The organism is Treponema sp. OMZ 805, from assembly GCF_050937395.1.
GTDB lineage: Bacteria > Spirochaetota > Spirochaetia > Treponematales > Treponemataceae > Treponema.
The window spans coordinates 55,179-69,165 of the sequence record NZ_JACCLP010000003.1 but is presented as its reverse complement, the minus strand read 5'-3'; the positions used below and the strand labels follow the sequence as shown (position 1 = coordinate 69,165).

At 45.0% G+C, this 13,987-nt stretch carries 13 protein-coding genes and 2 tRNA genes; 9 read left to right on the top strand and 6 right to left on the bottom strand.

Features of this window, described 5'->3' with window-relative positions; genetic code table 11:
- Positions 1 to 38 precede the first annotated feature (38 nt).
- A complete protein-coding gene (locus HGH47_RS03665; protein ID WP_212565584.1) occupies positions 39 to 1,229 on the bottom strand; it encodes a MalY/PatB family protein in 1,191 nt (396 codons plus the stop codon).
- Between the two features lie 176 nt (positions 1,230 to 1,405).
- On the opposite strand from HGH47_RS03665, the gene HGH47_RS03660 reads away from it, so the two are divergent.
- The gene (locus HGH47_RS03660) at positions 1,406 to 2,290 is read left to right on the top strand and encodes a TatD family hydrolase (RefSeq protein ID WP_212565583.1); all 885 of its coding nucleotides are present in this window, start codon (positions 1,406 to 1,408) and stop codon (positions 2,288 to 2,290) included.
- 17 nt (positions 2,291 to 2,307) lie between these two features.
- Here HGH47_RS03660 and HGH47_RS03655 read toward each other — a convergent pair.
- Positions 2,308 to 2,379 (bottom strand) — tRNA-Cys (locus HGH47_RS03655).
- 123 nt (positions 2,380 to 2,502) lie between these two features.
- Between HGH47_RS03655 and aroC the strand changes: the two genes are divergently transcribed.
- Positions 2,503 to 3,555: a chorismate synthase gene (gene aroC, locus HGH47_RS03650; RefSeq protein WP_212565582.1), complete on the top strand. Its 1,053-nt coding sequence runs from the start codon at positions 2,503 to 2,505 to the stop codon at positions 3,553 to 3,555.
- Positions 3,556 to 3,624: 69 nt separating this feature from the next.
- Here the strand turns inward: aroC and HGH47_RS03645 are convergent.
- From HGH47_RS03645 to HGH47_RS03635, 3 genes are all read right to left on the bottom strand, one after another.
- Positions 3,625 to 3,696, bottom strand: a tRNA-Val gene (locus HGH47_RS03645).
- A gap of 353 nt (positions 3,697 to 4,049) precedes the next feature.
- Complete coding sequence (locus HGH47_RS03640; protein ID WP_212565581.1) at positions 4,050 to 4,340, bottom strand: helix-turn-helix domain-containing protein; 291 nt, start codon at positions 4,338 to 4,340, stop codon at positions 4,050 to 4,052.
- A complete protein-coding gene (locus HGH47_RS03635) occupies positions 4,337 to 4,708 on the bottom strand; it encodes a type II toxin-antitoxin system RelE/ParE family toxin (protein WP_212565580.1) in 372 nt (123 codons plus the stop codon). The genes HGH47_RS03640 and HGH47_RS03635 overlap by 4 nt, the downstream gene beginning before the upstream one ends.
- A gap of 549 nt (positions 4,709 to 5,257) precedes the next feature.
- On the opposite strand from HGH47_RS03635, the gene sufC reads away from it, so the two are divergent.
- From sufC to HGH47_RS03600, 7 genes are all read left to right on the top strand, one after another.
- Positions 5,258 to 5,989: a Fe-S cluster assembly ATPase SufC gene (gene sufC, locus HGH47_RS03630; protein ID WP_212565579.1), complete on the top strand. Its 732-nt coding sequence runs from the start codon at positions 5,258 to 5,260 to the stop codon at positions 5,987 to 5,989.
- A gap of 8 nt (positions 5,990 to 5,997) precedes the next feature.
- Complete coding sequence (gene sufB / locus HGH47_RS03625; RefSeq protein ID WP_206182866.1) at positions 5,998 to 7,446, top strand: Fe-S cluster assembly protein SufB; 1,449 nt, start codon at positions 5,998 to 6,000, stop codon at positions 7,444 to 7,446.
- Positions 7,446 to 8,726, top strand: coding sequence for a Fe-S cluster assembly protein SufD (sufD, locus tag HGH47_RS03620; RefSeq protein ID WP_212565578.1), 1,281 nt, complete (start codon positions 7,446 to 7,448; stop codon positions 8,724 to 8,726). Before sufB ends, sufD begins: the two co-directional genes overlap by 1 nt.
- 200 nt (positions 8,727 to 8,926) lie before the next feature.
- The gene (locus HGH47_RS03615) at positions 8,927 to 10,399 is read left to right on the top strand and encodes an Eco57I restriction-modification methylase domain-containing protein (protein ID WP_212565577.1); all 1,473 of its coding nucleotides are present in this window, start codon (positions 8,927 to 8,929) and stop codon (positions 10,397 to 10,399) included.
- Complete coding sequence (locus HGH47_RS03610; protein ID WP_253675780.1) at positions 10,396 to 11,352, top strand: BsuBI/PstI family type II restriction endonuclease; 957 nt, start codon at positions 10,396 to 10,398, stop codon at positions 11,350 to 11,352. Before HGH47_RS03615 ends, HGH47_RS03610 begins: the two co-directional genes overlap by 4 nt.
- An 88-nt stretch (positions 11,353 to 11,440) precedes the next feature.
- A complete protein-coding gene (locus HGH47_RS03605; protein ID WP_212565576.1) occupies positions 11,441 to 12,637 on the top strand; it encodes a SufS family cysteine desulfurase in 1,197 nt (398 codons plus the stop codon).
- Between the two features lie 8 nt (positions 12,638 to 12,645).
- Positions 12,646 to 13,431 carry a TIGR00282 family metallophosphoesterase gene (locus HGH47_RS03600; RefSeq protein WP_212565575.1) on the top strand — a complete coding sequence of 262 codons (786 nt, stop codon included), beginning with the start codon at positions 12,646 to 12,648 and terminating at the stop codon, positions 13,429 to 13,431.
- Positions 13,432 to 13,553: 122 nt separating this feature from the next.
- Here the strand turns inward: HGH47_RS03600 and trxA are convergent, their stop codons facing one another.
- Complete coding sequence (gene trxA / locus HGH47_RS03595; protein WP_212565574.1) at positions 13,554 to 13,859, bottom strand: thioredoxin; 306 nt, start codon at positions 13,857 to 13,859, stop codon at positions 13,554 to 13,556.
- Between the last annotated feature and the right edge of the window lie 128 nt (positions 13,860 to 13,987).

Sequence of the window (13,987 nt, the reverse complement as noted above, 5' to 3'; positions counted from 1 at the left end):
TATAACTTCGACAGAGAACCTCTCGATCATTATGGTACTTATTTCGTCTTCAAGTTCCGCAATGCGCGACTCAGCCGTTCGAGGGTCTCGGTAATAATCGATGCGGGAGCTGCAAGGTTAATCCGTTCAAAACCTCTGCCTTCTTCGCCGAAGATATATCCTTCATCTAGGAATACTTGCGCCGTCTGCGTCATAAACGTTTCCAAAGCCTTGTGTTCCATTCCCAGCGCCCTAAAATCGAGCCATTGCAAATACGTGCCTTCGATGAGCGGCGCTTTAATTTCGGGATGGTGCGTTTGGAAAAACTGCTGCACAATACGCTGATTGGCATCGATTACGGACAAAAATTCATCAAGCCACGCCGCGCACTGCGTATAGCAAATTTCACAGGCCTTATAGCTCAATGCCGTGAACAATGCTCCCGCCCCAAGCTCTTGGGCTTTTACAAAAGTTTCCCGCATATTCTCATTTTTAATGATGATATTGCTGATTCCCAAACCGGCGATGTTGAATGTCTTGGAAGGTGCGGTAAAGGTGATTGTCCGCTCGGCAAGGTCGTCCCCTAACGATTGGAAAACGGTGTGCGTATACCCCGGCATTACAATATCAAAATGAATTTCGTCCGAAAACAGCAAAAGATTATTTTTTAACAGGATTTCTTCTATTTTATGCAGCTCTTCTTTTGTCCACACTCTGCCGACAGGATTATGAGGTGAACAAAAGAGCAGCGCCTTATTACGCGAATCCGCAGCGAGCCGCTCAAGTGCTTCAAAATCAATCGTATAGCGGCCGCCGTTTTCCTGCAACGAACACGCTGCAACATTCCGTCCCTGCAAGCGTATTGCCCTAAAAAAAGGATAATACACCGGCGACAGCAGAATAACGCCGTCTCCCGGTTCGGTAAAAGCTCTAACCGCATTAAAAATCGCAGGCACAACACCCGCAGTGGGGACAATCCAATCAGGATCAATTACCCAATTATGCCGCGCTTTCATCCAATTTTGTACCGCTTCTTTATATGTAACAGTCGGCCCCGTATAGCCCAGCACGGCGTTATCAAGATAGTGCTTGAGTTCTTCCGTTAATTCCGGCGGCATCTTAAATTCCATATCGGCAACCGAAAGCGGCACAACGGACGAATCGACGTGCGGGTTGACCTGATACATCGCATCCCATTTACGCGAACCTGAACCGGCTCTGTTTACTTTTGTCGTAAAATCATATTTCATATCAATCTCCCTATTATCATGATACTATCACAATTTTATCGGGAATGACGATATTACCTCTTTTCTCTAATATCTATTTTTTGACTTCTTCCTGCGTCTGTCCGGTTGCCTGTACGATATTTCCAAAAGCAAAAGAGGGCTTACATTTCTTTCTAATATCATTTAAAAGTTTATGTATGTATAGTGACGCCCATCTCCATCCTGCAGATTATATTGATTCGTGCATATCTTCGGACGATACCGGAACTGTAAGTGAGCTATTTGCACAGTCGATATCGCTTTGCTGCTCGGCGCACGATCATACCGAATACGAACGGCACCGCAGCCTTTTACAACTGTCTGAGAGTCGGCGGGTACTCTTTTCCTTCGGCATTCATCCGCAAAATCCCGTAACCGATGAGGCGGAGTTTTTATACCGCCTATTGGAAACACGGCAGATTCAAGCGATCGGAGAATGCGGATTCGATCTTTTTAATGATGATTATAAACAGCTTTTGCCGATGCAGCAAACAGTATGGGATATGCAATTACGATGGGCGCAGGAGTTTCAGCTGCCGGCTGTGATTCATTGCCGGAAAGCCCTGCCCCTCATCTTTGATTCGGTAGCTCGGTTAAAAAAGCTGCCGGCAGTTATCTTTCACGGTTGGGGCGGTAGTCCGCAAGAGGCTGCGGCGTTCCTCAAAAAAGGTGTCAACGCCTATTTTTCACTCGGCAAGGCGGTACTCCGCGGGCAGAAATCCGTATGCGCAATGGCCGCTTCATTCGATAGCAGCCGCCTCTTAACGGAAACCGACGCCCCATATATGAGGCTTAAATCGGAGCCGTATTCTCATCCTCGAGATATTATCGCAGTTACGGCGCAATGTGCACATCTACGATACACAGGAGACGATACGGCAAAGCACCCCCGTGTACAGTCACTAAAGCGGATAGGTATTATCAAACAGTATGAATCGTGCACTACGGCGCTTGAAGAAATCGACATAGATGAAGCTGCGGTAGAAGCATTCAGCGATATTATTGTACGGAATTTTAATTGTGCGTTTGGATTATCGAATTGAACGAATGGGTGAATAAAAGGCGCCGATCAGAATCGAACTGATGAATGAAGGTTTTGCAGACCTCTCCCTTACCACTTGGGCACGGCGCCGATAATGGAATTACTATATCAGAAACCGATATCTTATGCAAGAGGTTCGTCAGGGGTTTATCTTGACCCTATCATTCCGCCGACGAGCTTGAGTCCTATGAGTATTTAAAGTAAAATACCGTCATGGCGGGAAATACATTTGGAACGATTTTTAGAGTTACCACATTCGGTGAAAGCCACGGAGCCGCAATCGGCGTTGTCGTCGACGGGTGCCCCGCCGGTATTCCGCTCGGTTCGGAAGATTTTACCGCTGCGTTTAATACGGTAAGACCGTCAGGCAGTTTTGAAACCGCGCGGCGGGAATCGAATATACCCGAAATCCTTTCCGGCGTATTTGAAGGCAAAACTCTTGGGACTCCGATTGCGGTGCTTCTGCGCAATGCCGATGCGCGTCCGCATGACTACGAAGCGCTAAAAAACATATACCGTCCCGGTCATGCGGATTTTGCCTACGAGGCAAAATACCGCCGCCGCGACTGGCGCGGTGGCGGACGCGCATCGGGGCGTGAAGCCGCTGCACGCATTGCTGCCGGTGTTATCGCAAAGAAAGTGTTGACACATTGTTCGACACCGTATCATGCACAGTATACGGCGTCTGCAAGTCTCCCGCTCACCATTGAAACCTCAGCAATAGAAATTGCAGGCATCCCTTGCGAACCGATTTCTGCAGCCGACGAACTCCCACTGGAGATCAGCAGTAAACTTGCTGCGATTAAGCAGGCAGGCGATTCCGCCGGAGCTATTGTGCAGTGCACGGTGCGGAATGTTCCCGCCGGTCTCGGTGAGCCGGTCTTTGATAAGCTCGAAGCGGAACTCGCAAAGGCGGTGCTTTCCATCGGCAGCGTGAAGGGTATTGCATTCGGAGCAGGCTTTCAGCTGGCGCGTATGGCCGGTTCGGAGGCAAATGCCGTCGATAAAAATTATCACGGAGGAATTGCCGGAGGCATTTCCGATGGAAAAGATATTGTGTTTCAGGCGGTCATAAAGCCGGTGCCTTCAATCGCTCAAGAACAGATAATGGAGACCGCAAGCGGCGAACGTATAGCCTATGCGATTACGGGACGGCATGATGTCTGTCTCTACCGGCGGGTCATGCCCGTTATCGATGCAATGGTTGCGATTGTGCTTGCGGATATGATGCTTCGCCAAGGAGCCGCTCAAATCTTAAAAGTTTAATTAAATCAACATCGGCTTGTAGGATAATACCGAATTGTAGAATTGTGATGAATGAAAAAGATAAAAGATTGGACGATACTGGGTTTGAACCAGTGACTTCTACCGTGTGAAGGTAGCACTCTACCACTGAGTTAATCGTCCGTTTTTAAACAACGAAACGAATGTAGCATATTTGCGGGGTTTAGACAAGCGGGCATTTATTTTTAACAATCATCCTAAAACTCATTCCATTGGATTAAAATTCCTATTATTGTGTATTATTGGTATGAGGTGCATCAATCCCCTTTACATAATCAATCCAAACCGATGTATCTGTAACAATCATTTATCAAGCCTCATTTTTTCTAAATCGTCACCCCAAAACAGTTTCCTGCGAAAATTCCTTACGTTTGTTTGTTTTTTCCCTCGCTATAAGACGTCCCGTTGAACGAGTGCTTAACTTACATTGTCGCAAAGGCAATGCCAGCCTTGAGGCTGGGGAATGGGTGCTTTATTTATATCGATACTTTAGCTTTAGCAACAAATTCTATCTTCAAATTCATTCCTAATCCGTCTGCAAGCCTTTTCAAAATCTTTATTGTCGGATTTCCGAAACCATTTTCTATTTTGCTTATATCTGCTTGAGCAATTCCAGTTGCATCGGAAAGTTGTTTTTGAGTAACATTACACAATTTCCTGGCATCAATTAACGAACTGATAAGTTCATATTCCGGCTCAAGAGATTCATATTCCTTTCTGAAAGTTTCATCGTTCATTTGTTCTTTTAATGCCTCTGTTAATGTCATTTCTTTCCTCCTGCTTCTAGCTTCCTATTCAAATAGTCGGTTCGATAATCTTTTGCCCGTTGTATTTCTGAAGGTGGTGTTTTTTGAGTTTTCTTTCGAAAACCATGCGTTATGACTATCTTCTTTTCAATGAAAAAGAAATACAAATACCTTACTATATTGTTACCTTGAATTGTTCTTAACTCAAATATACCGTCATCAAGATGTTGTGAATATGGTAATCGTAATTCATTTCCTTTATTTTCCAGTAATTCTAAATCACGGAATACTTTAGCTTTAAGCTTGACTTCAAGCGTATTTATAAAATCTAAACTTGGTTTTTCACCTGCTTTTGTTTCATAGAATTCAACCGTCCAATTACTTTCCATATCTAATTCTGACTATATAGGTTATACCCTATATTTGTCAAGATGATTGTTCTATCACAAAAAGGTATTGTAAGCGATTTTACAAATGCTTTGAGTTCACTCATGTATCAATATTTGTTCTCACATTCTTTTATTCGTGCGGAGGGTTTCATACCCGCCGTCCTCTACCGCCACGGACGGCGGTGGTTCCGAACAGGAGCAATGTTGTGGCAGAGCCACAACTTGCAGTCAAAACTATACACGGATGTATAGTTTTGACGAACGCTCTACGTCGTAATAAAGGGTATTAAAGCCGATTGCAACCACCTCGTCAAAAATATACATTCTTGTACCTCTCTACCAATGTACGTCCATGTACATCGGTAAAGGACAGGTTTTGTTTCAAAACTTGTTTAACGTGATTCAACGCGCTCTTGTAACGTATTTTGCATCTCGTTATAATATTTTATTAATACATTTCACACAGAAAAATGTAAAATAAAAGCCGTACAATGGTACGTCTTTTATTTCTCCAAGTTTGCGCACCGCAAACTTGTATAGGAGTTGCGAATGAAACCGCTATTACATATAGAAAATTTACATCTGTCGGTGAATGAAAAGCCGATTTTGCATAATTTAAACCTGACCGTCAATGCGGGAGAAATACATGTCGTGATGGGGCCGAATGGCGCCGGAAAATCCACGCTTGCCGCTGCGATTGTCGGTAATCCCGTCTTTCAAGTTGACCAAGGCTCGATTTTTTTTGAAGGAGAATTGATCAACGATTTGCCTGTTTTTGAGCGAGCGCGGAAAGGTATCTTTCTTTCCTTCCAAAATCCTGAAGAAATCCCCGGCTTAAAGGTCGAAGAATTTCTCCGCGCTGCAAAGGAAGCGGTTACCGGTAAAAAAATACCGGCGCTCACCTTCCACAAAGAGCTGCTCCGGCTGATGGAATCGCTCAGTATCAATCCCGAGTACGCAGACCGCAGTTTGAACGTCGGCTTCTCCGGCGGCGAAAAGAAAAAGAACGAAATATTACAGCTCGCCGTGCTCCAACCCAAACTCGCTATTCTGGACGAAACGGATTCAGGGCTGGATATCGATGCCACCAGAATTGTATTTGAGGGCGTTGCAAAACTCAAAACGCCGGATATGGGCATCTTAATCATCACTCACCACAGCAAGGTACTCGATTACTTAAAGCCCGATTATGTCCACGTGTTGATTAACGGATCACTGGTAAAGACTGGTGGCATCGAACTGGTAGAGCATATTCAAAAATATGGCTACGCAGGGATGTAGGAGCGGCTATGAGTAACGATTTTAGAGATTCCCGCTCGCCCCTGTTTCAAACGCGGAAGCGCACATTTGTTTCCGATATTGAGCGGGGCATTTACGATATAAAGGACAAAATCGATTATCAGTATTCCACCGGTATGGGGCTGAATGAAGATGTGGTACGAAAGATTTCCGCCCGCAAGTTGGAACCCAAGTGGATGCTCGACCTCAGACTGCAATCTTTGCAGTATTTTTTTGAACGGCCGATGCCGGATTGGGGCGCCGATATTTCCGACCTCAATATTCAAGAGATTATTCACTACATTGTTTCGGACGAAAAGCCGATGGCGACCGACTGGGATCAGGTACCGGAGGAGATAAAACAGACCTTTGACCGGCTCGGTATTCCCAAAGCGGAGCAAACCTCGCTGGCAGGCGTCGGCGCGCAGTATGATTCGGAAGTGGTGTATCACAGCCTGCAGAAAAACCTTGCAGACCAAGGGGTTGTGTACCTCGATATGGAATCGGCGGTGCTGCAATACGGTGATCTTGTCCGCGAGCATTTTATGAAGCTGATAAAGCCGAACGATCATAAATTTGCGGCGCTGCACGGTGCGGTATGGTCGGGCGGCTCGTTTGTGTATGTACCCAAAGGCGTCAAGGTAGAGCTGCCGCTGCAATCCTATTTCAGACTGAATGCGAACCAGTCAGGGCAGTTTGAGCACACACTCATCATCGTCGATGAGGGCGCCTATCTGCACTTTATCGAAGGATGCAGCGCACCTAAGTACTATAAAAATGCGCTCCACGCAGGCGCCGTCGAGCTGTATGTCGGTAAAAAGGCGACCATGCGCTATTCCACGATCGAAAACTGGTCGCGGAACCTCTACAACCTGAACACCAAGCGGGCAATCGTAGAAGAAGACGGCGCTATCGAATGGGTGTCCGGTTCGTTCGGCTCGCGTGTTACCATGCTCTATCCTATGAGTATTTTGAAGGGAGACCGCTCGCGCTCCGAGTTTACCGGCGTTACCTTCGCTTCCGCGGGGCAGTGTCTCGACACCGGTACCAAGACTGTACATATCGGAAAGAACACCGTGTCCGAAATGCACTCGCGTTCTATCGCGAAAAACGGCGGCGAATCAAACTACCGCGGTTTGCTGGTTATCGGTAAAGAGGCAACCGGCGCGAAGGCACTCGCCGAATGCGAATCCCTCATGTTGGATAACGAGTCCCGCACCGACACCATCCCGATTATCGAAAATCATACCGACGATGCCGACATCGGACACGAAGCGAAAATCGGACGCATCAGCGATTCGATGATTCTATACCTCATGCAGCGCGGTCTCGACGAAGCGACGGCTAAATCCTTGATTATCAAAGGCTTTGTCGAACCGATCTCCAAAGAGCTTCCGCTCGAATATGCCGTCGAGCTGAATAACCTTATTTCCATTGAGCTTGAGGGGACGATAGGCTGATGAGAAACGACAACTATTTTAAACGGCTCGATTATCATATACAGGATGTACCGACGGCTCCTTTTTCCGGTATCTTTTTTCATACAGGATCTAAGACCGCGCAGTATCTGCCGATTGAAGACTTCCTCAAAACATGCAGTGCGGAGCAGGTTGCAAAAATATTCAATACCGAAAAGTCTCCGCGTGAAAAAAACTGCGGATTGGGAAAGCGGTTTACCGACGAAGCGCAGACAAAGCGGAACAGCGGCTTTTACCTCAAGATTGAAGCTGATAAAGCTGAACACGATAAGGCCGCAGCTTCGGGCAATGCTGATTGCTGCAAGACCGCGGGCGCGAGTTCCGGCACTAATCACGCTCAGAACAGACCCGAAGCAATGCAGGATTTCTTTGTGCGGTTTACGATGGATGCCGTCCATCACGTGCTGTTTGACCGGAGCTATATCGACATAGCGGATAACGCTGCGGCGCGGCTCATCCTGTACTTTGACACCGATGAAAAGACTCCGGCGCTGCAATCATACCGGAACGGACTTATCAGTATTCGTGTCGGGAAACATGCCGCAGTCGAAATTATCAAAATTCAAAACTTTGCAGACACCGCACTCAATTTTGAAACGGTGCGGATGGATGTCGGCAAAAGAGCACGGGTAACCGTTCACGACATACAGCTCGGTTCGCAAAAAAACGGCATCTCCTATTCTTCCTATATGCAGGAAGATTGGGCGGAAGTGTATATCTTCCCGCTGTACTTTGTCGATAAAACGCGCCGGATGGATCTTGAACATAATCTGATTATCAACGGCAAGAGCACGCTATCGGAGATAAAAGCCCGCGGCGCGCTGAAAAACGAGGCGCATAAGGTTTTCCGCGGCAATATTTTCTTGAATAAGGGCTGCTCCGCCTCCGTCGCCCGCTTTGCGGATAACAGTATCATGCTTGATAAAAATGCCGTCGGTACGAGCATCCCGACCATCTTCTGCGATGAGGATGACGTTATCGGAGAGCATGCCGCGAGCTTTGCCGCCATCGATAAAGAAAAACTCTACTATTTAATGACCCGCGGCTTCGACGAACTCAGCGCCAAAAAGCTGATTATCGACGCTGCATTCCGCCCCGTCTTTAACAGTATTCCTGATGAGGCAATACGGGACCGGCTGAACGCAGAATTTGATGCGCGCCTATCAACGCAGATTCAGGCGCAAGCGGATAAAACGACGGCATCCGGTACCGTTCCGGAAAAAACGAGGACAGCGAATATAGGGCAACCGCATCGGAAATAGGTAAAAGTCGCAGAATAAGTGAGGTTGGACGACCATTTGAGACGCAACACGGCGAAACTCCGGTGCGATGCGAGAACTCGTCGACCTATTCGAAAACGAAAGTTTCAGAATAGGTCTAATATCTGATGTGTGGACTGCCTTACGGCAGCTTCTTCCATAGGGAATGGTCTGAAAATCAAAAATATAGTATAGTACTTACTATGGTAGCAGTTGCAGACATACTTGAAAAAGAGCGAAAGGTTCACGCCATTAAAACATCCTTAAATCATAAGGAAGAATTTGGACAGTATTTTACTCCGTATAAAATAGCCCATTTTATGTCATCTTTATTCCCTGTTACTGATAAAAAAATCAAATTGCTTGACCCCGGGGCAGGTATAGGAATACTTTCATGTTCTTTTATGGAACGAATTGCAAAAGAAAATTGGAATACCCCCGGCATTCACATTTCGGCTTATGATATTGATAAAAATATTTATCCTGCTTTAAATGAAAATATAGCCTTATCGAGTTCAGCTTTAAAAAAATCGGATTACAGAATCTTTTCGGAAGATTTTTTAGAAAAAACCTCATTTGAATATACATGGAAAATCAATGAGACATATACGCATGTGATAATGAATCCTCCATATAAAAAAATTCAGACAAATTCAAAAGAACGACAGTCTGCTCGTGCATTTGGTCTTGAAACAGTAAATTTATATTCAGCGTTTATGGGTGCTGCAATTTCACTTACAGAAGATAGCGGCTATATCGTTGCGATCGTTCCGAGAAGTTTTTGTAACGGAGTTTATTACAAAACATTCAGAGAATTTATTTTAAAAAATTGTGCTATTAAATACATTCATCTTTTTGAATCCCGTGATAAGGCATTTAAAGATGAATCTGTTTTGCAAGAAAATATAATAATTATGTTACAAAAGAATGCTGAACAAGGAAATGTAAAAATTTCCTATTGCAACGATGATACTTTTATAGGTTTATCTGCATTAGAAGTTCCTTTCTCTCATATTTTACATAAAAATGACGATGAAAAATATTTTCATATTCCTATAAAACAGAAGGTTGAAAATAGAAATCTGACGGATTACTCAAGTATTAACAACCTCGGTATAAAAGTTTCAACAGGGCCTATTGTTGACTTTAGAATGAAAAATCTTTTGCTTAAAGATTACACGGAAAATTCTAGCCCGCTTGTGTATTCTGTTCATTTAAAAAATCATCGTCTTGCATGGCCTCAGAAATCAAAAAAGCCGAATGCAATTTTTGAATCAGAAAATGTGAAAAAACAACTTTTCTCCAAAGGTTTTTATGTTCTTGTGAAACGTTTTTCTACAAAGGAAGAAAAAAAACGAGTTGTTGCTTCGATTATAACTCCAGATGATTTTATAAAAAACGGTATCGCTTTTGAAAATCACTTGAATGTTTTCCATATAAATAAAACATCTCTTCCAGAAAATGTCGCTTATGGTTTAGTTTGCTGGCTTAATTCAACCTACATTGATGAGAAATTCCGCCTGTTTAGCGGTCATACACAAGTTAATGCAACAGATTTACGCAATCTTCCCTATCCAAATAGCGCTGATCTAGAAAAACTGGGAAAAGGTTTAAGAACTCATAAGGAATGGAATCAAAAACTTTTTGATAAACTTTTGCAGGTTGTAACAAAATGAAAATCGAAGAACAAATAAAACTGAAACTTGACGAAGCTATAGATATTCTTAAAAAATTTGGTATGCCATCAGCCCAACAAAATGAGCGGACAGCTTATTGTTTGCTTTCGCTTTTAAACGTTACTCCTGAAAAAGAATGGGAAAATGCAGAAAGTCCGCTTGTTGGAATTACACCGATGATGACTTTTGCGAAAGACTACTACAACAAGGAATATGCACCAAACACTCGTGAAACCTTCCGAAGATTTAGTACGCACCAGATGGTACAGGCTGGAATTGTGCTGTATAACCCAGACAAACCTGCTCGCCCGGTGAACAGTCCAAATGCTGTTTATCAGATTTCCCCCGAAGCTCTCAAAGTTATTAAAGCATATAAAACACATCTGTATGATTCATTACTTGCAGATTTTATAAAAAAGAAATCAACTCTTTCTGCTCAATATGCACATGAACGGAAAATGAATATGGTTTCCGTAAAAATCAAAGAAAATCATAGTATTCAAATTTCTCCCGGTAAACATAGCGAATTAATACGAGATATAATTGAGCAGATGGCTCCGCGATTTTTACCGAATAGTACGCTTATTTATGTCGGTGATACCGGAGAAAAGTGGGGATATTACGACCAAGAACTTGCAGGCAATCTTTTATTTAATGTGCAGCAGCATGGAAAAATGCCGGATGTAATCTTATATATTGAAGATAAAAGATGGTTGATACTTGTTGAATCTGTAACATCGCACGGACCAGTTGACAGCAAGCGATACATTGAACTTGAAAATCTATTTGCAAATGTGATTGCGGATAAAGTGTATATCTCAGCATTTCCGGATAAGAAAACATTTATACACTACGCACAAGAAATTGCATGGGAAACAGAAGCATGGATTGCAGATAACCCGACACATATGATTCATTTTAATGGAGATAAGTTTATCGGGCATCATAAATAATGGCACCTAACACCGTTTTCAAAGCTGACAACGCAGACAAGCTGCGTTGCGGTTTAAAACAATGATGTGTTTGTTTTGGAGAGAGATTATGTACAGTAAATATTTTCCATTACTACAAAACAGGAATATTCACTATTTGGATGCTGCCGCAACCGCGCAGCGTCCGCAGACAGTGCTCGACGGAGTACAGGCATACTATACCCGCAGCAACGGGAACGCAGGGCGCGGTTCACATACCCTTGCGATGGAATCTTCCGCATTGATTGAAGCCGCCCGCACTGCGGTAAGTAGTTTTATCGGCACCGACGATTCCGGCGAGGTCATTTTTACCAAGAATGCAACCGAATCGCTCAATATTATTGCGTACTGCTACGGATTGGAGCAGCTCCATGCCGGCGATGAAATAATCATTTCGATTGCCAACCATCACGCAAACCTTATCCCGTGGCAGTTTGTTGCACGGAAAACCGGCGCCGCGCTTCGGTATGTCTACCTTGACGAGCACGGCAACTTCGACATGGCGGGTTTTAAAGCCCTACTCGGTAGCCGCAGCAAGATCGTAGCGGTAACCGCCGCCGTCAATACCACCGGCGTTGTATTTCCGGTACGGGAGATCATCACGGAAGCGCATAAGCACGGCGCCGTCGCTGTTATCGATGCGGCGCAGTCCATTGCACACTTTCCGCACGACGTTGCCGCGTGGGATTGCGACTTCCTTGCGTTCTCGGGACACAAGCTCTACGCGGAGTTCGGCGCCGGGGTGCTGTATGCAAAGCGCGCGCTTATCGAAAAAATGCCACCCTTCCTCTACGGCGGCAGCATGATTGAATTTGTCGGCGAACAAACAAGCGAATTTAAAGCGGGCGGCGCGAAGTACGAAGGCGGCACGCTGGATACCGCAGCAATTCATTCTTTACAGTTGAGTATCGACTTTTTGAAAAAACTCGGGCTTGAAGAAACACACCGCTATGTAGAAAGCCTACACCAAAAGCTCATTGCCGCCTTAAAAAACCTCGACTTTGTAGAAGCATACTATACTGATGCGCAGCGGCGGGTGCCGACGGTCGCCTTTAACGTCAAAGACGTCCATTCGCACGACACCGCATATATTCTGGATGAGCAAGGCGTCATGGTCAGGAGCGGGCACCACTGCACTCAACCTTTAATGGAGTACATGGGTATCAACTCCTGCTGCCGCGCAAGCCTCGGCATCTACAACACGCAGGAAGACATCGACGCCCTCGCCGCTGCCCTCAAAAAAGTGTACGAAATCTTTAAGCGGTAGATGGCATAATGGGTGGTGAACTGACTCTTTTTTTCGGCGGCGATATTTGCGGAACATTTGGCGTCGATATTGCCCTACAGGTGATACCGGAGCTGCTCAAAGCTGAAAAACCGGACTTTATAATTGTAAACGGAGAAAATGCGGCGAAAGGCTCCGGCATAGAATTGGAACAAGCCGAGCGTTTATTTGCTGCCGGGGTCGATGTTATTACCGGCGGAAATCACACTATGGAGCGGTTTGATTTGCGAGCCGGTTTCGGACAGGAACCACGGATACTTCGCCCTGCAAACTACCCGCTTGCGCCGGGCAGCGGTATCATCACCGTGCGTAAACCTCAAGGGACGCTAACGGTGCTGAATATACAAGGGCGAGAAAATATGCGTCCAATTGACTGCCCCTTCCAAACGGTTGACCGTTTATTAGCGGAACAGGCTGACGGAATAGTTATGGTTGATTTCCATGCGGAATCGGTACAGGAAAAAGAAGCGCTCGCGTATTATCTTGACGGGCGTGTCTCCTGTATATTCGGCTCCCATACCCATACGCAAACAGCCGATGAGCGTATCCTCGCAGGAGGTACCGGCTATATTACCGATGCAGGCATGATAGGAGCATACCATTCGATCATCGGCAGCTCTATTGAGGCTGCCGTAGCCCGAAGCCTCACGCTTACCCCGCAAACCTTCGACATACCGGAAAGCGGAGAAGCACTATTCTGCGGTATCATCGCAAAGGTATCATCGGAAACAAAAAAAACGCTTTCGTTAAAACGAATATATAAGGCAGAGATTTAATGGCCGGTACTTTTGCATGACCGAAATTGACCGGTCAGCATTTCCTAAAATATTTTCTTAAATTTATGCAGAAGGTTTACAACCCCGGTACGAGCGTCGGGGTTGTTGATTGTTTGCTTAATTTAGAGCAATGCCAGTATCTTGGCTTTATCAATAAATCCGAGCGAGCGTTTAACTTCTTTTCCGTTTTTGAAAAGGATAAGCGTCGGAATACTGGTAACTCCGAATCTTACTGCAAGGTCTTGCTGTTCGTCTACATTGACCTTTGCAAGAACGGCTTTTCCGTTGACTTCCTTTTCCGCTTCTTCAAAAACGGGTCCAAGCATCTTACAAGGCCCGCACCACGGCGCCCAGAAATCTACCAATGCGGTTTCAGCTCCATTGATTGTCTTATCAAAATTTTCCTGATTTAAGTGTAGTATCGCCATACCAATGTCCTCCATAAACACGAAATACGTTATTTAGGGCATCTCTAAAAACTCAGTTAGATTTTTAGAGGCTCCTATTAAGATACCTTTAAGATACAAAAAAAGAACGCTATCGAATAGAGAACGTG